At 58.8% G+C, this 20,345-nt stretch carries 21 protein-coding genes and 1 pseudogene; 6 read left to right on the forward strand and 16 right to left on the reverse strand.

The genetic code is table 11. The features are described 5' to 3' along the window. The first annotated feature begins 24 nt into the window (after positions 1-24). Entirely contained in the window at positions 25-630 is a 606-nt protein-coding gene (locus tag PMI16_RS25960; RefSeq protein WP_007881116.1) for a hypothetical protein, read from the forward strand. Positions 631-698: 68 nt separating this feature from the next. Here PMI16_RS25960 and PMI16_RS15465 read toward each other — a convergent pair whose 3' ends face one another. Beyond that, the gene (locus PMI16_RS15465) at positions 699-2,333 is read right to left on the reverse strand and encodes an alkaline phosphatase D family protein (protein WP_007881117.1); all 1,635 of its coding nucleotides are present in this window, start codon (positions 2,331-2,333) and stop codon (positions 699-701) included. 384 nt (positions 2,334-2,717) lie between these two features. Between PMI16_RS15465 and PMI16_RS15470 the strand changes: the two genes are divergently transcribed. Then, positions 2,718-3,920: an ammonium transporter gene (locus PMI16_RS15470; RefSeq protein ID WP_007881118.1), complete on the forward strand. Its 1,203-nt coding sequence runs from the start codon at positions 2,718-2,720 to the stop codon at positions 3,918-3,920. 63 nt (positions 3,921-3,983) lie between these two features. Here the strand turns inward: PMI16_RS15470 and PMI16_RS15475 are convergent, their stop codons facing one another. The 15 genes from PMI16_RS15475 to nac form a co-directional block, all read right to left on the reverse strand. Continuing rightward, entirely contained in the window at positions 3,984-4,847 is an 864-nt protein-coding gene (locus tag PMI16_RS15475) for a DMT family transporter (RefSeq protein WP_007881119.1), read from the reverse strand. Positions 4,848-5,014: 167 nt separating this feature from the next. Further along, positions 5,015-5,860, reverse strand: a complete 846-nt coding sequence (locus tag PMI16_RS15480; protein WP_007881121.1) for an ABC transporter substrate-binding protein — start codon at positions 5,858-5,860, stop codon at positions 5,015-5,017. A 128-nt stretch (positions 5,861-5,988) separates the two neighbouring features. After that, entirely contained in the window at positions 5,989-6,717 is a 729-nt protein-coding gene (locus tag PMI16_RS15485) for an amino acid ABC transporter ATP-binding protein (RefSeq protein WP_007881123.1), read from the reverse strand. After that, positions 6,714-7,484, reverse strand: coding sequence for an amino acid ABC transporter permease (locus tag PMI16_RS15490; RefSeq protein WP_007881124.1), 771 nt, complete (start codon positions 7,482-7,484; stop codon positions 6,714-6,716). The genes PMI16_RS15485 and PMI16_RS15490 overlap by 4 nt, the downstream gene beginning before the upstream one ends. A 3-nt stretch (positions 7,485-7,487) precedes the next feature. Then, a complete protein-coding gene (locus PMI16_RS15495; protein WP_034380773.1) occupies positions 7,488-8,189 on the reverse strand; it encodes an amino acid ABC transporter permease in 702 nt (233 codons plus the stop codon). A gap of 284 nt (positions 8,190-8,473) precedes the next feature. After that, complete coding sequence (locus tag PMI16_RS15500; protein ID WP_007881127.1) at positions 8,474-9,487, reverse strand: 2-hydroxyacid dehydrogenase; 1,014 nt, start codon at positions 9,485-9,487, stop codon at positions 8,474-8,476. Positions 9,488-9,595: 108 nt separating this feature from the next. After that, the gene (locus PMI16_RS15505) at positions 9,596-10,261 is read right to left on the reverse strand and encodes an RraA family protein (RefSeq protein WP_007881129.1); all 666 of its coding nucleotides are present in this window, start codon (positions 10,259-10,261) and stop codon (positions 9,596-9,598) included. A 90-nt stretch (positions 10,262-10,351) separates the two neighbouring features. Beyond that, complete coding sequence (locus tag PMI16_RS15510; RefSeq protein ID WP_007881131.1) at positions 10,352-11,098, reverse strand: SDR family oxidoreductase; 747 nt, start codon at positions 11,096-11,098, stop codon at positions 10,352-10,354. A gap of 171 nt (positions 11,099-11,269) precedes the next feature. Continuing rightward, positions 11,270-12,034 (reverse strand): LamB/YcsF family protein, encoded by a 765-nt coding sequence (locus PMI16_RS15515; RefSeq protein WP_007881133.1) that lies wholly within the window; start codon positions 12,032-12,034, stop codon positions 11,270-11,272. A gap of 28 nt (positions 12,035-12,062) precedes the next feature. Continuing rightward, positions 12,063-12,476 carry an acetyl-CoA carboxylase biotin carboxyl carrier protein gene (locus tag PMI16_RS15520; protein ID WP_007881135.1) on the reverse strand — a complete coding sequence of 138 codons (414 nt, stop codon included), beginning with the start codon at positions 12,474-12,476 and terminating at the stop codon, positions 12,063-12,065. Between the two features lie 16 nt (positions 12,477-12,492). Then, positions 12,493-13,497 (reverse strand): biotin-dependent carboxyltransferase family protein, encoded by a 1,005-nt coding sequence (locus PMI16_RS15525; RefSeq protein ID WP_007881137.1) that lies wholly within the window; start codon positions 13,495-13,497, stop codon positions 12,493-12,495. Beyond that, on the reverse strand, positions 13,494-14,216 hold the full coding sequence (gene pxpB, locus PMI16_RS15530; protein ID WP_007881140.1) for a 5-oxoprolinase subunit PxpB: 723 nt from the start codon (positions 14,214-14,216) through the stop codon (positions 13,494-13,496). Before pxpB ends, PMI16_RS15525 begins: the two co-directional genes overlap by 4 nt. After that, positions 14,213-15,565 carry an acetyl-CoA carboxylase biotin carboxylase subunit gene (accC, locus tag PMI16_RS15535; RefSeq protein ID WP_007881148.1) on the reverse strand — a complete coding sequence of 451 codons (1,353 nt, stop codon included), beginning with the start codon at positions 15,563-15,565 and terminating at the stop codon, positions 14,213-14,215. The genes pxpB and accC overlap by 4 nt, the downstream gene beginning before the upstream one ends. Before the next feature lie 93 nt (positions 15,566-15,658). Continuing rightward, the gene (gene accB / locus PMI16_RS15540) at positions 15,659-16,135 is read right to left on the reverse strand and encodes an acetyl-CoA carboxylase biotin carboxyl carrier protein (protein WP_007881150.1); all 477 of its coding nucleotides are present in this window, start codon (positions 16,133-16,135) and stop codon (positions 15,659-15,661) included. Positions 16,136-16,338: 203 nt separating this feature from the next. Next, entirely contained in the window at positions 16,339-17,277 is a 939-nt protein-coding gene (gene nac, locus PMI16_RS15545; RefSeq protein ID WP_007881152.1) for a nitrogen assimilation transcriptional regulator NAC, read from the reverse strand. Between the two features lie 71 nt (positions 17,278-17,348). Here nac and PMI16_RS15550 point away from each other — a divergent pair, with 71 nt between their 5' ends. The 4 genes and pseudogenes from PMI16_RS15550 to PMI16_RS25360 form a co-directional block, all read left to right on the forward strand. After that, positions 17,349-17,546: a hypothetical protein gene (locus tag PMI16_RS15550; protein ID WP_034380776.1), complete on the forward strand. Its 198-nt coding sequence runs from the start codon at positions 17,349-17,351 to the stop codon at positions 17,544-17,546. A gap of 196 nt (positions 17,547-17,742) precedes the next feature. Continuing rightward, on the forward strand, positions 17,743-18,951 hold the full coding sequence (locus PMI16_RS15555) for an aspartate transaminase (protein ID WP_007881154.1): 1,209 nt from the start codon (positions 17,743-17,745) through the stop codon (positions 18,949-18,951). Positions 18,952-19,073: 122 nt separating this feature from the next. Continuing rightward, on the forward strand, positions 19,074-20,123 hold the full coding sequence (locus tag PMI16_RS15560) for a porin (RefSeq protein WP_007881156.1): 1,050 nt from the start codon (positions 19,074-19,076) through the stop codon (positions 20,121-20,123). 91 nt (positions 20,124-20,214) lie between these two features. Then, a pseudogene (locus PMI16_RS25360) lies at positions 20,215-20,345 on the forward strand (NAD(P)(+) transhydrogenase (Re/Si-specific) subunit alpha); the annotation flags it as partial.

The following is a 20,345-nucleotide window of genomic DNA, read 5'->3' on the forward strand; positions in this document are numbered from 1 at the left end:
CTTTCCGTTCGACGAAAGCAAGCAATGAAACATCCGGTTTTCCTTCACCGTTTTACGTACTGCCTGCGCGCTGCGACACTCATCCTGAGTTTGCTGACATTGATGCCGCTGTCGGCGCGCGCGACGCCGCTGATGGACCTGTTCCCGGAAGACATCATCAGCACGGCGCAGCAACTCAAACCTGAACTGAACCTCAACCCCAACCAGCAAATCCTGTGGCGTCAGACCGAGCAAAAGACGCTCGCCATCGTGCGCCAACATCAACTGCGGCGCGATCGTCTGCAGACAGAGACGGCGCGCAACATGAGCAAACCCGGCTTTGAACTGCGTGATCTCGGACGGGCAGTCGATCAGGAATCGGCGCTTTCAGAAGAAGACAGCCGCCAGCTACGCGAACTATGGCTGACTGTCGCCGATGCATTGGACGACACGCAACGCCAGGCCGTCCAGGCCTTTATCGCCGACCGGCTGCAGCGCGCCGCGGAACACGGCGGCGGTTCTCCGGAAAAAAGCGGAGGCGGCCGCGCGGGCGGCAAGCGTGGTGGCGGTAGTGGCGGGAGTGGCGCGGGTATGGGTGGAGGTTCCGGCGGCATGAGCGGCATGGGCGGTGGCGGCGAATCGCCATTCTGATCCGATGCCAGGTCTCGCGTTGCAGACAAGATGGCGGCTTCCGACAGGCGCGTCGGAAGCCGCTGCGCTCAGACCTCGGGCGACAGATCGACGGTAAACAGATTCTTGCCGTCGACGTTGTGCAGGGACACCGTCATCACCTTCGTCTTCGCATCGATCTTGCCGATGCCAAAGAACTGATACAGATCAGCAGGCGAGCGGTTCTGCTTCATGTCGGCGGGAATGCTCACATAGCGCACGTCCGGACCGAATGTCCGGTCGATCTCGCCCGGACCGAAGGTGCCTGCGTGCAGCGGTCCGCCGACAAATTCCCAGAATGGTTTGAAGTCGGTGAACTGCGCCTTCTCCGGCATGTAACAGGTCGCCGATGCGTAGTGCACGTCCGCCGTCACCCACACGACGTTCTTGATGTTGTGGCGCTTGATGAAGCGCAGCAGCTCCGCGACTTCCAGCTCGCGTCCGGACGGCTTGCCGTTGTCGGCATTGGCCCACGCCTCGAAGGTGCCTTGCGGCACGTCCGGATTCAGATCGGGCACGACGATGGAAATCGGCATGTCGCTGGCAATCACCTTCCACGTCGAACGCGAACGCAACAATGCCTGTTTGATCCAGCGCATCTGCGCTGCGCCGAGGAAGGCTGCGTCCGGTCCTTGCACGGGCTGGCGGTTAGGCGAGTTGGCGCCGCGATAGCTGCGCTCGTCGAGCATGAACACTTCCAGCAACGGACCGTAATTGAATGCGCGATAGATGCGATCCGGATCGGCGACGTCGATGCGGAACGGGTTGTACTCGAACATCGCCTGCCGGGCGCGTTGCTTCAACACGTTCAGTTCACGCTCCTGATAGCGCTTCTCCGCCGCGCCGATCACCTGGCCCGGATACCAGTTGTTGCGCACCTCGTGGTCGTCCCATTGCACCAGGAAAGGCACCTCGGCCATGAAGCGCTTCTTGTTGGCATCCATCAGGTTGTAGGCAAAGTTGCCGCGGTAGTCGGCTAGCGTCTGCGCCACCTTGGACTTGGCGGGCGTCACCAGATTGCGCCAGATGCTGCCGTCATCGAGCTTCACCTCGGCCTCAATCGGACCGTCGGCATAAATCTGGTCGCCCGAGTGGATGAAGAAATCGGGCTTGAAACGACGCATGGTTTCATACACGCGATAACCGCCCCATGCTTCGTTGATGCCCCAGCCTTGCCCCGCTTCATCGCCGGAAAACGCAAAGCTGATGTCGCGCTCGCCGCCGCCGGGAATGATCAGGCTGCCCGTTACCGGCGCGCTCCACGCCGATTCGTGCTGCAAGTCCTGGAAGCGCACGCGATAGTACAAGCGCTGCGACACCGGCAAGCCGCGCAGGTCCACGCGCGCGGTGTAGTCGTTGCGCGCCAGCGCCGCCGGACCGGCGACGGTGATCGCATCCTTGAAATTCTCGTTGACCGAGTACTCCACCACCATGCGCGCCGCACGGTCGGTGCGGCTCCACAGCATGGCGGCATCGCGCGTGATGTCGCCGCTCATGGCGCCGCTGTCGACTTGCGGACGCAAGCGCTCCGACGTCACGATCGCGGGTGCTTGCTGGGCGAACGCGGACGCAGGCGCCAGCGCGCCGCCGGTCAGCAGCGCGCCGGTACCGAGCGCTGCGTCGCGCAGGAAGTCGCGGCGGCTATGACCGCTGTCGGGGAAAGAAGAGGATTGGTCGTCGGGCATGGCGGACTCCTTGGCTGGCGGCATGAAAAATTGCACTGTAGCAATGCAATATGACCGTTCCATGAAAAGCTGCCGACCTGCGCAAATCGCAATGCACTCATCTTCTCATTTTCGATATTGCAGCAAACAAATCTTGAATTCTTTCCACGTGGCGCAGCCTTCATCGGCAATGCAAGGGAGGTTGCGTAAATTGCTCGTTTTTCAGACCGCACCAAACGGACGCAATGCTCCGCACAGTTTGCGTGCGATTTTTACAGATGCCTCAATCGCAATAAAAATTTCCCTTTAAATTCAGCGATCTAAAAATTTGCACCGAAATGGAATGATTTTTGCTTAATAAGGTGCTTTTTAAACTTTTTTGCACAGTTATTGGGAGATTTCTCTGTGGACGATCACAAAAATGGTGCCGATGCGCTCTTCATTTTGCTCGGTGCAATCATGATCCTGGCGATGCATGCCGGCTTTGCCTTCCTGGAACTGGGAACCGTACGCCGCAAGAATCAAGTCAATGCGCTGGTCAAGATCCTCGCCGATTTTGCGGTATCGACCATCGCCTACTTTTTCGTCGGCTACTACGTCGCCTACGGCGTCAGCTTTTTCAGCGGCGCCGAAACGCTGGCGGCGCGCAGCGGCTTTGAACTGGTCAAATTCTTTTTCCTGCTGACCTTTGCCGCCGCGATTCCTGCGATCATCTCCGGCGGCATCGCCGAACGCTCCAAATTCCATCCGCAATTGATCGCCACGGCGGTGCTGGTCGGGTTGGTGTATCCCTTCTTCGAAGGCATCGCCTGGAACCAGCACTTCGGCGTGCAGGCCTGGATCAAGAACGTTTTCGGCGCCGAATTCCACGACTTCGCCGGCTCCATCGTGGTCCATGCGGTCGGCGGCTGGATCGCCCTGCCTGCGGTGCTGCTGCTGGGCGCGCGACGCGGACGCTACACCAGGGAAGGCGCCGTCGCCGCGCATCCGCCGTCGAACATTCCCTTCCTCGCGCTGGGCGCCTGGATCCTCACGGTCGGCTGGTTCGGCTTCAATGTCATGAGCGCGCAAACCCTGGACAAGATGAACGGCCTGGTCGCGCTCAACTCGCTCATGGCCATGGCCGGCGGCACGCTGGTGGCGCTGGTCATGGGCAAGAACGATCCCGGCTTCGTCTACAACGGCCCGCTGGCGGGACTGGTCGCCGTGTGCGCCGGCTCCGACCTGATGCATCCGCTCGGCGCGCTGCTCACCGGCGGCATTGCCGGCGCGATCTTCGTGTGGATGTTCACGCGCACGCAAAACAAATGGAAGATCGACGACGTGCTCGGCGTCTGGCCGCTGCACGGCCTGTGCGGCGCCTGGGGCGGACTGGCGGCCGGCATCTTCGGCGCCAAGGCGCTGGGAGGGATCGGCGGCGTATCCTTCATGGCGCAGCTGTGCGGCACCGCGCTGGGCATCGCCATCGCCCTGGCCGGCGGCTGGATCGTCTACGGCCTGCTCAGGAAAGCCATCGGCATCCGCCTTGATCCGGAACAGGAATTCGAAGGCGCGGATCTGTCAATCCACAAGATCTCGTCGACGGCGGAGCGGGAGACCAGCTGGTAGTGGACGATCGAATGGCAAGTTGAGCCATGGCGGGCTGGGTCTATATTGCACAGGACCCGGCCTTTAATCGGCATTTGCAATTCGCGATGTAGAAAAATACTGCACAAATACAATACCGCCGACCGTGATCACGGCGCCGGCAATCTTTTTGAGATCCGCCGAGTCTTTAAAGACAAGTACACCAAGGAACACCGAAAACACCGGGCTCAACAACGACAATGGCATGATCTTTCCAATCGCGTAGCGGCGCAGCAAGCCATACCACAGCCAATATCCGAGCGTGGACGATAGCGCCGCGCAATACGCCACCGAAGACCAGGCGATCCAACCGGCATTGAGCATGGCCTGCAGTTGGCCATGCTCAAAGACATAAGACAGGAGCGCCACTTGCGGTACGCCGAAAAACGATGCCCAGCAAATCAGCTCCATCATGTCGATCTGCGGCGTGTGCTTGGCGATCAGGTTCGATATCGCCCAGGCCAAGGCGCTTGCCAGCAGCAATAAAAATGGCAGTAACGGCGGAATCGCCGGACTAAAAGTCAGCAACACGACCCCGCCGAAGGAAATCAGCAGGCCGCAGAACTGCAACGGCGACAGCGACTCCCTGAAGATCGCGACGCCCAGCAGCGTCGCAATGGGCGTCCCCATTTGCAGCAAGATGGCGCCGGTACCGGCTTCGGCCATTTTGAGGCCGAGAAACATGAGGGAAAAATGCAGCGTCGAAAACGTCAGCGAAAATAACAATATCCAGCGCAAATTGCAGCGCCGCAGACGCACAAACGGCATCAACATCAACGCCACCATCGAGAGTCGGAGCGCCGTCATCAGCAAAGGCGGCAGGTCGAGTACGCCCAGTTTGACGGCAATGACATTGCCGCCCCAGATCGTCACGGTCAGCAAGGCAAGAAAAAAATCTCGGGTAGACATGGAAAGAAAGTAAATAGAGAAATAAAAAAAGGGATTGATGCAAACGCATCAATCCCTTAAAACAGCGCGTGAAATCAGGTACAACACCAGGTACGACGACAGCAACTACATCCGCGCGGCGGGCTAAGGTCTGTGCCTTATTTCTGCCCGCAACGCCGGCGATTCGCCTATTGCAGCGGCTGGAATTTCAGTTCGCTCAAAGGAGCAATTTTCTCCGTACGCGTGATGCCGTACTTGGTATCGGGGCCGAGCCATTTGTCCCAGATTTTCTTGAACTCGCCGCTGGCTTCCAGTCCCATCAGGGCTTTATTGACCGCTGCTGCAAAGGCCGGTTCGCCTTTGCGCATGCCGGCGCCAATCGGCTCAAGCACCATTGGTTCGCGCAGGATCGCCAATTCGTCCGGCGAGCCCTTGGTTTGCTGCACGAACTGGATCGCCGTCATCATGTTGGTGACGAAGCCCGACACCTTGTTCTGTTGCAATGCCAGATAGGCCGAGCCGGTATCCTGGAAGGTGACCGGCACGCCATTCTTGACCGCCAGGTGAATCGATTGCTCGGAAGTCGAGCCCTTGGTGGCGCTGATGCGCTTGCCTTCAAAATCGGTCAGCGTCTTGGCGGCATCTGCTTTTTTCACCAGCAACACCTCTTTGGTGATGTAGTAAGCATTGCTGAATTCGATCTGCTCGCCACGCGTCTTGGTGTAGGCCAGGTTGGCGATCACCAGATCCACGCGCCCCATCTTCACTTCAGAAATCCGTGCCTCCACCGACAGTGGCTTGAGCGTCGGCTTCAGTCCCATTTCTTTCGCCAGCGCATTGCACAGATCGACGTCCATGCCGACCAGGGCGCGCGTCTTTTGATCCGGATAGGAAAATGGAACGACGTCAGCATAGACGCCGCAGATAAGCTCCTTGCGCGCATTGACTTCCTGCAATTGATCGGCGCGCGCCTGCAGCGTCAAAGCGGCAATACAGGAGAGCAAGAGCCCGGAAAGCAATCGATTGAGTTTCATGTTGTAAAGCTCCTCAGTTTTTCTTGGAACAGGTCTTATGGGAAGTCCTTGCAGCCTTGAAAATGAAAAAGGCAAGGACAAAGAAATGTGGATTCGCTTGATCAGGACGAATCCGCAGATAATCAATGTCAATGCGAGCGCAAATCCGACAAGAAACGTTGCGCGCGCGGATGTTCGGGCCGTGAAAAGAATTTTTCGGGTTCGGCTTTTTCCAGGATCACGCCGGCGTCCATGAACCAGACCTGATCGGCGACCTCGCGCGCGAATCCCATTTCGTGAGTCACGCACATCATCGTCATGCCGTCGCGGGCCAGGCCTTTCATCACATTGAGCACCTCGCCGACCATTTCCGGATCGAGTGCGCTGGTGGGTTCATCGAACAGCATTGCAGGCGGATCCATGGCAAGCGCGCGCGCGATTGCCACACGCTGTTGCTGGCCTCCCGACAATTGACCAGGATAGGAATCCGCCTTCGACGACAACCCGACGCGCTCCAGCAAGCCCAGCGCCTTCTCCTTTGCCAGGCTGCGCTTGAGGCCATTGACTCGCGTCGGCGAAAGAATGATGTTTTCCAATACGGACAGATGCGGGAACAAATTGAATTGCTGGAACACGAATCCGACCCGGGTACGAAACTTGTTCAGGTCGAGCCCTGCTGCATTGACGTCTTGTCCGTCGAAGGCAATCTGGCCCTTCTGAATATCCTCGAGCCGGTTGACCGTGCGGATCAGCGTTGATTTACCCGATCCCGATGGTCCGCAGACCACCACCACTTCTCCGCGCTTGACTTGCGCATTGACGTTGACGAGCGCATGGTAATTGCCGTACCACTTGTTGACGTCGGTAAAAATGATCATGAATTTTCCTTGCTGGCGGTGGCAGTTGACATGGCGATATAGTTGCGCTTGGACGGCTTGCCAAGCTTGATTTTCTTGTGTTTTCCATCGCGCTTTTTGGTGATGCGGCGCTCGATGTAATCAGCCAATTCGGTGAAAGAAAAACAGAGCAGGAAATAAACCAACGCCAGGATGGAAAAAACGGCAAGCGGCTGCGTCAGCAATTGATTGTTGACTTGATTCGCGGCGAAGGTGATCTCTGGCACGTTGATGACATAACCGAGCGACGTTTCCTTGATCGTCGAGACGAACTGACTGATCATGCTAGGCATCATGTTGTACAGCGCTTGCGGCAGAATCACAAAACGGATGGTTCTGAAATAGCCGAGACCAAGCGCACGCGAGGCTTCGATCTGGCCCTTGGGCAAGGCTTCCATGCCGGCACGGATAACTTCCGACAAATAGGCGCTTTGATAGATCACCAGGGTGCACAGCATCGTGGTAAAGCCGGTGATCGTGCGGCCGATCAGGAGCGGCAGAAAAAAATACACCCAGAAGATCACCATGATCAGGGGAATGCCGCGAATCACATACACCAGGACCGTGGCGGGAATGCGCACGGCCGCGATCGGACTGATGCGCGCCAATGCCAGTACGATGCTCACCGGAAAGGCCAGTCCCAGCCCCAGCAGCGACAGGATCAACGTGATGCTGAGGCCGCCCAGCGGACCACTCGGATATTGACCGAGCAGCAGCAGATCCCAGTAATTGCTTAAGATTTCAAACATCGGCTACTTGCTCCCCGGAATGCGGTAGTGACGCGCCAGCAAGGCCCCCGCGCCCATCAGCGCCAGCGACAGGGCCAGATACCAGGCGCTTGCCAGAAAATAGGCTTCGAAGGTGCGGAAGGTGTAATTCTCGATCTGGCGCGTGGCATACGTCAGCTCAGCCACGCCGATGGCCATGGCCAGGCTGGTATTCTTGAACAACAGCACGGTATGGTTGATCAGCGGCGGCACCGCGATACGCATGGCCTGCGGCAGAATCACAAAGCGCATGCTGCGGATATAACTCAGACCAAGCGCACGCGATGCCTCGAACTGCCCATGGGGAATCGCGCGCAGTCCGCTGCGGATATCCTCGGAAACATAGGCCGCCATGCACAGGCCGATGGCGATCACCGAATACAGGAATTCCCCGTTGAACTGATTGATCCAGAGCTGCGCACCGACGGGCAATAAAGACGGCAATGCGAAATACCACATCATGATCTGCACCAGCATGGGAACATTGCGGTGATAGGCAACGAAGCAGCCCACCACGATCCTGGCCAGCCTACGATTGGTCATTCTGACCGTGGCCAGAACGGTTCCCAGCACCAGGGCCAACAGCCATGAGGCGACCGTCAACTCAAGCGTCAGGACGATCCCCTTCCATAGCAGATCGGCATACTCGCCCTGTAAAATCGCCGAAAAATTGAGATGCTGATTAATGGTGTTTCTCCCTCTTTATCACTTCCGCACATTCTTGCCGCATGCAATTCAGTATGTCGAAGAGAATACGCGCAACGAAAGCCATATGAAAAGATGCTTTTCATCTGGGATGATAAGTTTCCGGCATGGTGGTGCAACAACTATCCCGGATGGTGCGGGCATCCCCAATTTGGGGACGCTCACCGCATCCGAGGCATCGTCGGCGGCCTGTCAGGCGGGCAAATCATGCCCGTCCGCCATGCCTTCATTCCAACCGATCCACAAAGAAATGCCCGGCAAGCGAGCTAGGCGCGCAAGCGCAATGGATGTGTCAGCACCTCGGGATTGACCGGCGTCAACGGCGCAATATCGACGGCGCCGGCGCTACAGATTGCCAGCAGATTGTCCGCCGCCAGCAGCGCCATGGCCAAGCGCGTCCTCATCGAAGCACTGCCGATATGCGGCGTCAGCACGACATTGGGAATATCGAGCAAATCGGGACGCACGTTCGGCTCCCCTTCGAACACATCCAGGCCCGCCGCCGCAATGGTGCCGTCCTGCAATGCCTGTGCCAACGCGGCATCATCGATGACGCCGCCGCGAGCGATGTTGATCACGGTCGCGCTTCTTTTCATCTGACGCAGTTCGGCATGGCCAATGGCGTGATGTGACGATGCGGAATAAGGCACGACCACGATCAGATGATCGGCTTGCCCGAACAGTTCATCCCTGGAGACGTAGTGCGCCTGGCATTGCTGCTCGATGTCAGCGCTCAGGCGCGAGCGATTGTGATAAATGACGCGCATGTTGAAACCATGCGCACCGCGCCGGGCAATCGCCTGGCCGATACGCCCCATGCCCAGAATGCCCATGGTCGCGCCGTGTATGTCGGCGCCCAGCAACATGTCATGCACACCGGTCTTGTGCCACTGGCGCGCGCGTACATAGCGGTCCGATTCGGCAATCCGGCGCGCGGTCGCCATCAGCAAGGCAAAACCGAAGTCGGCCGTGGTTTCGGTCAGCACATCGGGAGTATTGGTCACCAGCACGCCGCGCTTGGTGCAGGCGGCAACGTCGATGTTGTTGTAGCCGACACCGACATTGCACACCGCCTTGAGATCCGGACAGGCATCCAGCAGGACTGCATCGATCTTGTCGCTGCCATGGGTGACGGCACCGCATTTTCCCTGCAGCCTGGCGATCAGTTCGGATTGCGACCACGGGGTATCGCTTTGATTGTCGATGACGTCGAATTGTCCGCGCAGCTTGTCCAGGACTTCAGGAAAAGTGGCGCGCGTGACCAATATATTGTTGCTCATGCTTATCTCCGATATGTTTTTTATTGGCATGCAATCCGGAGGCGCTGCTGTGCGCCGCGTCGCTCCGAACCTTGCCGTTACTGCCGGATCATCCTTGCCCGGCTTGGCTTAACGCGCGCTATTGGCTTCCAGCGCGTCAATCCAGGAGCGGTCATAGCGATCTTCCCGAATCTGCGCCATGGTGGCGTGTTCGCGTTCGATCTGTTCGAGCGCCTTGACGATCAGGTAGTCGGCTTCCGCCTGTTCAAAAGCGACCATGCCATCATCATCGGCAACAATGATGTCGCCCGGATTGATCACCAGTCCGTCGATGCTGACCGGCACATTGATTTCGCCCGGACCGCATTTGTAAGGCCCCTTGTGGGTGACGCCGCGGGCGAACACCGGGAAATCCTTTTCCCGGATCGCGGCGATATCGCGAATCGCGCCGTCGAGGACCAAGCCGGCCAGGCCGAGCTTTTCGGCATAGCTGCACATGATTTCCCCCATCAATGCCTGCGTGGTGTCGCCACCGCCGTCGATGACCATGACATCGCCGGGACGGCAGAAATCGAAGGCCCGATGAATCGCCAGATTGTCGCCGCGGCGCACCCGCACCGTCACCGCCGTACCGACCAGCACGCCGCCACGATGCATCGGGCGCAGATTGGAGGTGCCGACGATACGACGCATGTTGTCGCTGATCAGTGCGGCGGGAATGTGTTTCAGTTTTTCGATCACGGCTGCGCTTGCTTGCGGGGCCGATGGGTTTCTACGCGCGCCAATGTGTTCCATGTTTGCCTCTTGCTTTCTGTACGGTATTCGCTGGGTGAAGGGATGTTGCCGGCAATGCAAAGGAAGTCGCCTGCATTGCCGGCAGGTAAATCAGGACGCCTCGGGCTTGAGCGTGGTCAAACCACCGCAGACCTGCAGGGTCGACATGATCTCGATGTTGCCGATATTGACGGCGATCGGCGCGGCAATCGCAAATGCGATCGCATCGGCAATGTCGGATGCCTGCGGCAACTCGAAGCCATCGATGAATTGCTTGCGGGCGGCTTCTATGTCGCCATGGACATGGCCGAAAATATCGGTGGCGACGCGACCGGGACAGATTTCCGTCACGCGCACGCGCTTGCCCAGCGCATCGACGCGCAACTGTCGCGACAAGGCATGAATGCCCGCCTTGGTGGCGTGATAGATGGAATTGCCATTGAAATTGTAGATCGCCGCAATCGAACTGATGTTGACGATATGCCCGCGATCGCGGTTGACCATGCCCGGCATGATCAGCCGCACCAGATGCAGCACCGCCTGCAAATTGATCTCGACCTGCGAGTCGACGTCGCTTTCGCTGGCATTGAGGATGGAGCCCGGCGTGGAAATGCCGGCGTTGTTGACCAGAATGTCAAACTGCACCGATTGCGAAAGCCGGGTCAATTCCGGCAAATTGCGCACATCGAGGACGTGAGGTATGCAACCGGTCTTGGCCGCCAGCGCGTTGAGTGCGTCTTCACTGCGCGCCAGCGCATGAACTTCCAGGCCTTCCTTGCAGAATCGTTCGACGATTGCCGCGCCCATCCCTGTGGAGGCGCCGGTAACCAGGGCAGTCTTGTAATCTGAAAATGGCATGAGCTCTTCTTTCTCTGATGAAACTGGAATCGGATGACCGTCGGGAACGGCGCCATCCTGTGCAATTGACTATATATGAGGGGTCTCAAGGCCGCCAAGATGGAATGGCTTTGAGGGGATAAGACAAGCTTATGCGTGCTGCAATATCGATACGCGACAGATACACAACCATCAGACCAGTCGGGACACCGGCACGACATCGCCGCCGGCGTCCGCAATCGCCTGCCGGATCGACCCGGCCAATGCCACGGCGCCGCCGGTGTCGCCATGCACCAGGATCTGCCTGACCTTCATTTCCAGCTTGTTGCCGGAGATGGAGCGGATGCAACCATCCTGCAATAGTTCGACAACGCGCTGCAAAACGGCAGCCTTGTCTTCAATCACCGCCCCTGGCAATTTGCGCGATACCAGGGCGCCCTGATCGTCGTAAGCGCGATCGGCCAGAAAGGCCGTGGCGCAGGTCAGGCCATAACGTTCCGCGGCGCGCTCGATCGCGGTGTTGGTGGAGACACTGATGATCAGCCCGGGATCGAATTCGGCAATCGCCTTCACCAGGGGATCGGCCAAGGCATCGTCGGCGGCGGCCATATTCCCCAATGCGCCATGAAAGCTCATGTGGGTCATCTTGCAGCCGGCGCGCCTGGCAAGGCCCGACAACGCCCCCAGCTGATACACCACATAGTTGCTCAGTTCGTGCGGATCGGCCTGAATCTGACGACGACCGAATCCCAGCATATCGGGAAAACCGACGTGCGCGCCGATATCGATGCCGCGCCGGGCGGCCAGCCGGATGGTGCGATCCATGATGACCGGATCTCCGGCATGAAAACCGCAAGCAATATTGGCCGACGAAATGATCTCCATGAGCGCCTCGTCATCCCCCATCGTGTAGCAGCCGAAGCCTTCGCCGATATCGGCGTTCAAGTCAATTTTCATGATGCTTTCCTGTCTTTTTGTTTTGCCATCATTGCGCAACGATTTCAAACAAGGGCGCGGCATAGCCGATCAAGGTTTCGTCGGCGACCAGTCGGCGCAGTCTTCCGCTTGCCGGACTGAGCACCGGAATATAGATTTCATTGATCCGCAACATGGCCAGCGTGTCGCCGCAGGCAACCTGCGCACCGTCTTCGCAATACGCTTCCTGGCGCGCCGGGTGGCGTGTGCTGAAGATGCCGAAACCGGGCGCCGTCACCACCGTAGCGGCGCTATCGACGGCGCCGGCCATGCCGACGACGGCATCGGTCAACGCCGGAGCGCCGCGGCGTGCCTCCCCGGCGATTTCCAGGCGCAGCCTGAATGCCGGCCGGCGCAGTTCCAGTACATTGAGATCACCGGTTTCCATCAGGGTGATGAGTTCCCGCAATTCATCGTTATTCATACAGACTCCGCAATCATCAGCTATGGGCCTTGCGTTGCAATTGCACGGCTTGACTCAACTGCGCCAGATAGCGCTGCTTTTCTTCTTCGGCGGCGACCGCTTCCTGGTACGACACTTGCAGGAAGCGAATCGATTCGCCGATTCTGGTCTGGCCGAGCCGCCAGAGGTCGGCCTCGATGACCGTACCGATCTTGGGATACCCGCCCGAGGGTTGGGCGTCGCGCAACTGGATGATCGGCTGACCGCTCTGGGGCACCTGAATCACGCCGGGCACGATGCCGTGCGAACGTTTTTCGATCACGCTCCTGGCCGCCAGCACCGGCCCCTTCAACCGATAGCCATAGCGATCGCTTTGCGGCGTGACTTGCCAGCAGGCTTGCCAGAATTGTTCCAGCGACGCGTCGGTGTAAGACTCGTATTCGCCTGCCGGCAGCACGCGTACCGCAGTCGCCGTCGCGCCATCCTGACCGGCGGCGTGCAAGGGCAAACCGAAAGCCGGCGGACGCACGCCAAAACCGTGGAGGGAAATCGCCGAACGCGGCGTCGCTCCCGGTGCACGCGCCACGCTACGCAGGAGATCGCCCTTCTTCAAGGGCCGTCCTTCCAGGCCGCCGAAGTTGCCGCGCATCTGCGTGCTGCGCGAGCCCAGTACTTCGGCGACATCGATGCCGCCCGCCAGGCACAGATAAGCGCGTGCATCGGATTGCGGCACGCCGAGCGTAAGCACCTGGCCTTTGCTCGCATGCAGGCACCACCATGGCGGAATTTCCTGGGCATCCAGCCGCGCATCGCAGTTGGCGCCGGTCAAGGCGAAATCGGTATCGTCCAGAAAACGGAGCTTGAACGGCAGGATCGGCACCTCGATGGCAGCGGCATTGCCATCGTTGCCCAACAAGATATTGCCGATGGCCAGCGCCAGGTCATCCATCGCACCTGAAGTGCCGACGCCGAAACGCAACGAACCCTCACGGCCGAGATCCTGCACTGTGCTGAGCGCGCCGGTAGCAAGAATTTCAATCATTTCATCACCTTCCCGATACGAAACCGGATCAGATCTCCCGGCGACAAGGTCGCCGGCTGCGCTTTCGACGGATCGAAGAAGACCATTTCAGTATGACCGATCGTGCTCCAGCCGCTTGGGCCGGCAGAGGCGGACACGCCGGTCTGGGCTCCGCCGATCGACACCGAACCGCCGGGCAAGCGCACCACCGGCACCTTGCGGCGCGGCGTGGCGATGCGCGGATCCATGCCGCCCAGATAGCAGTAACCGGGATGACTCCCCAAGGCATAGACGGTGTAGAGCGGCGCGGCGTGCAAATGGACGATGTCATCGATCGACAAGCCGGTATGGGCCACCACATCGGCAAGATGCGGTCCGCCCTCGCCGCCATAGGTCACGGACAACTCGATCTGACGCCCCTCAATGACGAGCTCGGCTTCCTGCTCCCAGGCGTCGCGCAGCGCGGAAAACAAGCTCGCCAGATCTGCTGGCGACTGCCTGAACGTCAACATCAGATTGGTCATGCCGGGTACGGCTTCGCGCACGCCGGGCCAGTCGGCAAAGCGCTGCGCCATGCTCCAGATGCGCCGTTGATGCTGAATATCCATGTCTCCCGGCGCTTCGAACAAAATCGCTCGCGTGCCGAGCATGCTGATATTCATCTGTTGCAAACGGCCTTCCTGTTCTTGCGCCGGATCCGTTGCCGGTTCGCTTGTTTTGACGGAGAGAGATTTGTTCACGATGCGTTCCGTTGCTTGAGCCAGCGTTCGAGATGATGAATATCGACGCTGCCGGCCATGAATCCGGGTTCGGCGATCAGTTCGCGATGCAGTCCCAGATTGGTCAAAATACCGCCCACCTGCATTTCCTCCAGGGCGCCGCGCATACGCACCAAAGCCTGTTCGCGGGTTGGCGCATGCACGATCAGTTTGGCAATCATCGAATCGTAATAGGGCGGCACCACATAGCCGACACCGGCATGCGAATCGATGCGCACGCCATTGCCGCCCGGGATATCCCAACCGGTAATGGCGCCGGGCGAAGGCAGGAATGAATAGGGATCTTCGGCATTGATGCGGCATTCGATGGCGTGGCCGTGGCAGCCGATCTCCGACTGCCGCAGCGTCAGCATGGCGCCACCGGCGACATTGAGCTGCGCTTGCACGATGTCGATGCCGCTGGTCAATTCGGTGACCGGGTGTTCGACTTGCAGGCGGGTATTCATTTCGATGAAATAGAAACGACCATCCTCAAACAGGAATTCGAAGGTGCCGGCGCCGCGATAGCCGATCTGACGGCAGGCATTGACGCAGCGCTCGCCGACTTCCCGCAGGATCTCGTCCGCGATGCCCGGCGCCGGCGCTTCTTCCATCACCTTCTGATGCCGCCGCTGCATGGAGCAATCGCGCGCGCCCAACCAGAATGCATTGCCATGGCCATCGCATAGCACCTGGATTTCCACGTGACGCGGATGCTCCAGGAATTTTTCCATATACAGCTCGGGATTGCCGAAGGCGCGGCGCGCCTCTTCACGCGTGAGTGCGACCGCTTCCAGCAACTGCTGCTCGGCATGGACCACGCGCATGCCCTTGCCGCCGCCGCCGCCGGCAGCCTTGACGATGACCGGATAACCGATGTCGCGGGCCGCCTGTTTCAATGCTTGCGGATCGGCCGCCAGCGCGCCGTCGGAGCCGGGTACGCAGGGCACGCCGGCTTGCTTCATGGCGCGCTTGGCCGCTATCTTGTCGCCCATGATGCGAATCGAGGCCGCCGACGGGCCGACGAAAATCAGGCCGGCCTGCTCGATCATTTCCGCAAACTCGGCGTTTTCGGATAGAAACCCATAACCCGGATGAATTGCATCGGCGCCGCACAATTGCGCAGCTTGCAGCAAAGCCAGTTTGTTCAGGTAACTTTTACCGGGATGTGCCGGACCGATGCACAAGGATTGCGTCGCCTGCCGCACATGCTTGGCATCGGCGTCGGCTTCTGAATAAACGGCGACCGTTTCGATACCGAGTTCGCGACAGGCGCGTTGAATGCGCAAAGCGATTTCTCCGCGGTTGGCAATGAGTACCTTCTTGAGCATGGACAGTGACGAAGTTGGTGGAGTTGGTGGAATGGAGGTCGAATGATTTTCCGGCGCCCCGACATCGGCGAACCGCAGCGAACAGGCGACGGTTTATTCGATATGAAACAGCGGCTGCCCCTGCTTCACCTCCGCCCCTGCTTCGGCAAGTATGGCAACCACCCGCCCTGCCGCTTCCGTCTCGATGGTATTGAACATCTTCATCGCTTCAATCACGCAAATGACTTGCCCTGCCTGAACCTGGTCGCCGATGCCGACAAATGCCGCTTCGTTGGGAGCAGGCGTGAGATGGAGAATGCCTTGCATCGACGCCTTGACGACATGAAACGGCACTACCGGCATTGCCGCACCGGGAGGCTTGGCGGGCGCAATATTCGCCGCCGGCGTCGCCGGTTCTGCACCGGCGCTCCGGCCGGCCGAATCTGCGGCGGCCTGCGCGATGGCGGCGCCGGCAGCGCCGGGAACATGTCTTTCCAGACGCAGGCTGTCACCGTCTTCACTCAATTCCAACGCCGTCAGGCGCGAGTGATGCAGCAATTCCACCAGCGATTTTATTTTTTTTAGATCCATCTTTTGTTACCTTATCCAAGCCCGAAACGTGCGTTTTCCGATCCGCGATGCGTCTCGATTTCTGTTAGCCCAATATATACGGCCACAGGAAATTGCGATAAGACGGATTGGCTTTGTAGGGATAAGGCAGTCTTATGGATTATTGCCGGCACCGGATGACAGCGCCCGGGAGGCGCGCCGCGCAAGCATGCGACCCAGGGCAATCAAAGCTGTTCGATCGGCTCCTGACGCTCGGCCAGACCGCTGTCACGGGCCAGATCATCCACCAGTTCCAGCAAAATATCCTTGACCGCGCGTGCCGGCTCCGAAAGCGGAAGATGATCCGATTCGCACAAGGACAGCGGCGCCAGAATCACCGGATTGACAATCCGCTGCAAGGTCGCGTTGCCAGACGAAGCGATCACGCGGGCGGCCGACACCGGCAAGATGGTGGCGCCGAGTCCAGCGCCGATCGCCGCCGACAAGGTCGCGGCGGATTCAATCTCGGCCACCACGCGCGGCACCATCTGCGCTCCCATGAATGCCTCGTTGACATACTTGCGCACATAGTTATAGGGACGTGGCAGCAGCAGTTCGATATCCTGCAATTGCGCCAGCGGTATTTCCTTGCCCTGCAGATGCAGGCAAGTCGGCGCCACCAGATAGAGATCTTCCTTCAGCAAGGGCTTGTAGGACAAGCCGTGAAATGACTTGTCGCCATACAGCACGGCCATATCCATGCGGCCGTTCATGATCAGTTCGCTGAGCGTCGTACCGAAATTCTCGTTGATATACAACAAAATGCCGGGATGACGTGCGCGCACCGTCTGCAACAAGGGCAACGACAACGCCGATGCCGCGGTGCCCGGCGACAGGCCGACGGAGACGTTGCCGGACAAGGCTTGCCCCGATTTCTTTACATCATTCTGCGCCTGCTCAACCTGACGCAAAATGATTTGTGCATGCCTGTACAGCGTGCTGCCGGCTTCGGTCGGCGTCACGCCGCGCTTGGTCCGCACCAACAATTGCTGACGGCATTCGCCTTCCAGCGTCGCCAGTTGCTGGCTCAAGGCCGGTTGCGCGATATGCAAAATTTCGGCAGCTTGCGTCAGGCTGCCGATATCAACGATTTTGACAAAATACTTCAGGCGGCGCAGATTCACGATTCATCTCCTTGCAGTTCAACCAGACAGCAATGCAAGAATCACGCCATTGTCAAACCGTGGACGGATGCATGTTTACGATCGGTTGCAACTTGTTGTTCTTTAGAATTTTTTATGCGTCCAATGATAACGCTATCGCGACAGAAGTATTTTGTATGACGCAGGACGTTGCAGGTTCAACACAGATGGCGCCACACAAATTATTTATACAAAATATTTTTCATGCCGCCATCGCAGCCGCCGGGAGGCTTCGCCAAACCAGCCTGTAACCCTTTTGGCATATGGCTTCCCGAGCCTCGATCAAAAAATCGGATGCAAGCCTGAACTGAGCCGGTTTCGGGAAACGCCCATCGTCTTTTCCGATCACCCATAAGACGACGTTATTTTGCCAGACGAAAGTCGTCTTAGCTAAATCAACTATGCGAGCTTACCTTAGGCGCTCTTATTTGCCTTTGGAGAGCTAGTGTGACCTCATCACGCATCGCCGGCCGCGTGCGCCGCATCAAACAATCACCCAGCAGCGCCGCGGCAGAACGCGCCTCCGAACTGCGTCGCCAGGGAAAAGACATCGTCAACCTGGTCGTGGGCGAACCGGATTTCGACACCCCTGCGCATATCCGGCAAGCGGCATGCGCGGCCATTGAACGTGGCGAAACACGCTACACCCCAACGGCCGGCACGCCGGCATTGCGCAATGCCATCGCCGCCAAGCTGGCCAGGGAAAACAATCTGGTCTACGACGCCAGCGACATCATCACCACCTGCGGCGCCAAGCACGCGATCTTCAACGCGCTGGCCATCACCGTCGAAGCCGGCGACGAAGTGCTGGTGCCGGCACCCTATTGGGTCTCCTATCCTGACATGGTCATGGCCTGCGACGGCACGCCGGTCATCGTCGCTTGCACCGAAGCAGACGGCTTCAAGCTGACCCCGGCGCTGCTCAGCGCCGCGATAACCGCGCGCACCAAATGGCTGATCATCAACTCGCCCAGCAATCCCACCGGCGCCGCCTACACGCTTGCCGAATATCGTGCGTTGGCCGATGTACTGGCGCGTCATCCGCAAGTGATGATCATGACCGACGACATCTACGAACACATCCGCTTTGACGGTGCGTCTACGCCCCACTTGCTCAATGCGGCACCCGAATTGCGCAAACGCACACTGGTGATCAATGGCGTCTCAAAAACTTATGCCATGACCGGCTGGCGCATCGGTTACGCCGCCGGACCATCGGACCTGATCGCCGCGCTCGACATCTTGCAGTCGCAATCGACCAGCAATCCGAGCTCGGTCAGCCAGGCCGCCGCATTGGCCGCGCTCACCGGCGACCAATCGTTCATTGCAGACTTCGCCGCCGTCTATCGCCAGCGCCGCGATCGCGGACTGGCATTGCTCAATGCGATCCCCGGCCTGAGCTGCCGTACTCCCGGCGGCGCCTTCTATCTGTTTGTCAATTGCGGCGGCTTGCTGGGCCGCAAGACGCCACAGGGACAGTCCCTGGAGAGCGATATCGACGTCGTCATGTACTTCCTGGAAAGCACCGGCGTCGCCCTGGTGGCCGGATCCGCTTATGGCGTGTCGCCGTATTTCCGCATGTCGATCGCCACCGGCATCGAGGTCATTGAAGAAGGTTGCCGACGCATGGCGCAAGCCGTCGCGGCACTGACGTAGAAAGAATTTCGACCGTTTTGACTGACATCCTGGCGGTCGATTATTGAGGCATGGCTTGCTGCCATGGTGCGAATGTAGTCTGGTTTGAGGGTGTAGCACTTATTACTTACAAGGGAGTAGGAATGAAAAAAATAGCTCTAGCCGCAGCAGTTCTCAGTACATTGAGCTGCACCGCGTATGCGCAAAGCAACGTCACGATCTACGGCATTGTCGATTCGTCGGTGCGTTACAGCACCAATGAAAATGCCGCCGGCGGCAGCAAGGTGCAATTGGCAGGCGGTCCGCTCAGCGGCAGCCGTATCGGTTTCAAGGGAACAGAAGATCTGGGTGGCGGCATGAGCGCCCTGTTCTCCCTTGAAGCCGGCTTCGGCACCGACACGGGTGCTCTGCAACAGCAACCGACCACCGGCACCCGCCTGTTCGGTCGCGAATCGCTGGTTGGATTGCAAGGCAATTTCGGCAAAGTGACACTGGGTCGCCAGTACGCTGTCATTCATGACATGATGGTCAGCTATGACGTCTACGTCATGTCCAACGTCACGCAGACGATCGGTTTCCAAGGCGGCAATTACACCATGGGTGCGCGTCTGGACAACACCGTTCGTTACGCGCAAACCTGGAATGGACTGACCGCCAACGTCGCTTACAGTGCCGGTGAAGTCGCCGGTGATATCAACAATGGCGCGTCGAAGGCCGTCAGTCTGGCCTATGACAATGGCCCGTTGCATGTTGGTGGCGCGTATCAGACCCTGAACAATTCGACGACTTATTTCTCCTCCGCCATCAGCGCCAACAGCAAACAGACGGCCTGGAGTCTGGGCGGTACTTACACGGTGGGATCGGTCAAGTGGTACCTGGCGTATATCAATAACAAACTGGATATCGCCGACTACAAAAACAACTCCTACTCTGCCGGTTTCAAATGGAATATCAACGGTCCATGGAGCCTGTGGAATGCGGTGTATTTCGACAAGCTGAAACACGCCGGCACCAGCGGTACGCGCGTCACCGTGGCGCCGACGCTGGACTACGCCTTCAGCAAGCGCACCGATGTCTACTTCACGGCTGATTACACCAAGGTAACCGGCGCCTGGACCACACTCGGCGCCGCATCCGGCACCTTGTTCGGCAATCGCCTGGGCTTGACCACCGGGATTCGCCACGCGTTCTAATCCGCCCTCCGTCTGGAATGCTTCCTTATCGGGCATTCCAGACGTGCCGTTCGAGACACCTTCCACAAATATATAACAGCAGGAGCTTTGCATGAAGCTAGGCATCCCCGTCGAAAGCCGGAATGGAGAAACCCGCGTTGCAGCAACCCCGGAGACGATAAAAAAACTGCTTGCCGCCCGACATGACGTACTGATCGAATCAGGCGCCGGCATCCAATCCAG

Origin of the sequence: Herbaspirillum sp. CF444, assembly GCF_000282135.1 — a bacterium.
GTDB lineage: Bacteria > Pseudomonadota > Gammaproteobacteria > Burkholderiales > Burkholderiaceae_D > Herbaspirillum.

Bases quoted from the DNA above. Each gene is read 5' to 3' on its own strand.
- PMI16_RS25960 (WP_007881116.1), top strand. From the start codon at position 25: ATGAAACATCCGGTTTTCCTTCACCGTTTTACGTACTGCCTGCGCGCT.
- PMI16_RS15465 (WP_007881117.1), bottom strand. From the start codon at position 2,333: ATGCCCGACGACCAATCCTCTTCTTTCCCCGACAGCGGTCATAGCCGC.
- PMI16_RS15475 (WP_007881119.1), bottom strand. From the start codon at position 4,847: ATGTCTACCCGAGATTTTTTTCTTGCCTTGCTGACCGTGACGATCTGG.
- PMI16_RS15480 (WP_007881121.1), bottom strand. From the start codon at position 5,860: ATGAAACTCAATCGATTGCTTTCCGGGCTCTTGCTCTCCTGTATTGCC.
- PMI16_RS15485 (WP_007881123.1), bottom strand. From the start codon at position 6,717: ATGATCATTTTTACCGACGTCAACAAGTGGTACGGCAATTACCATGCG.
- PMI16_RS15490 (WP_007881124.1), bottom strand. From the start codon at position 7,484: ATGTTTGAAATCTTAAGCAATTACTGGGATCTGCTGCTGCTCGGTCAA.
- PMI16_RS15500 (WP_007881127.1), bottom strand. From the start codon at position 9,487: ATGAGCAACAATATATTGGTCACGCGCGCCACTTTTCCTGAAGTCCTG.
- PMI16_RS15505 (WP_007881129.1), bottom strand. From the start codon at position 10,261: ATGGAACACATTGGCGCGCGTAGAAACCCATCGGCCCCGCAAGCAAGC.
- PMI16_RS15510 (WP_007881131.1), bottom strand. From the start codon at position 11,098: ATGCCATTTTCAGATTACAAGACTGCCCTGGTTACCGGCGCCTCCACA.
- PMI16_RS15515 (WP_007881133.1), bottom strand. From the start codon at position 12,034: ATGAAAATTGACTTGAACGCCGATATCGGCGAAGGCTTCGGCTGCTAC.
- PMI16_RS15520 (WP_007881135.1), bottom strand. From the start codon at position 12,476: ATGAATAACGATGAATTGCGGGAACTCATCACCCTGATGGAAACCGGT.
- PMI16_RS15525 (WP_007881137.1), bottom strand. From the start codon at position 13,497: ATGATTGAAATTCTTGCTACCGGCGCGCTCAGCACAGTGCAGGATCTC.
- accC (WP_007881148.1), bottom strand. From the start codon at position 15,565: ATGCTCAAGAAGGTACTCATTGCCAACCGCGGAGAAATCGCTTTGCGC.
- accB (WP_007881150.1), bottom strand. From the start codon at position 16,135: ATGGATCTAAAAAAAATAAAATCGCTGGTGGAATTGCTGCATCACTCG.
- PMI16_RS15550 (WP_034380776.1), top strand. From the start codon at position 17,349: ATGTTTACGATCGGTTGCAACTTGTTGTTCTTTAGAATTTTTTATGCG.
- PMI16_RS15560 (WP_007881156.1), top strand. From the start codon at position 19,074: ATGAAAAAAATAGCTCTAGCCGCAGCAGTTCTCAGTACATTGAGCTGC.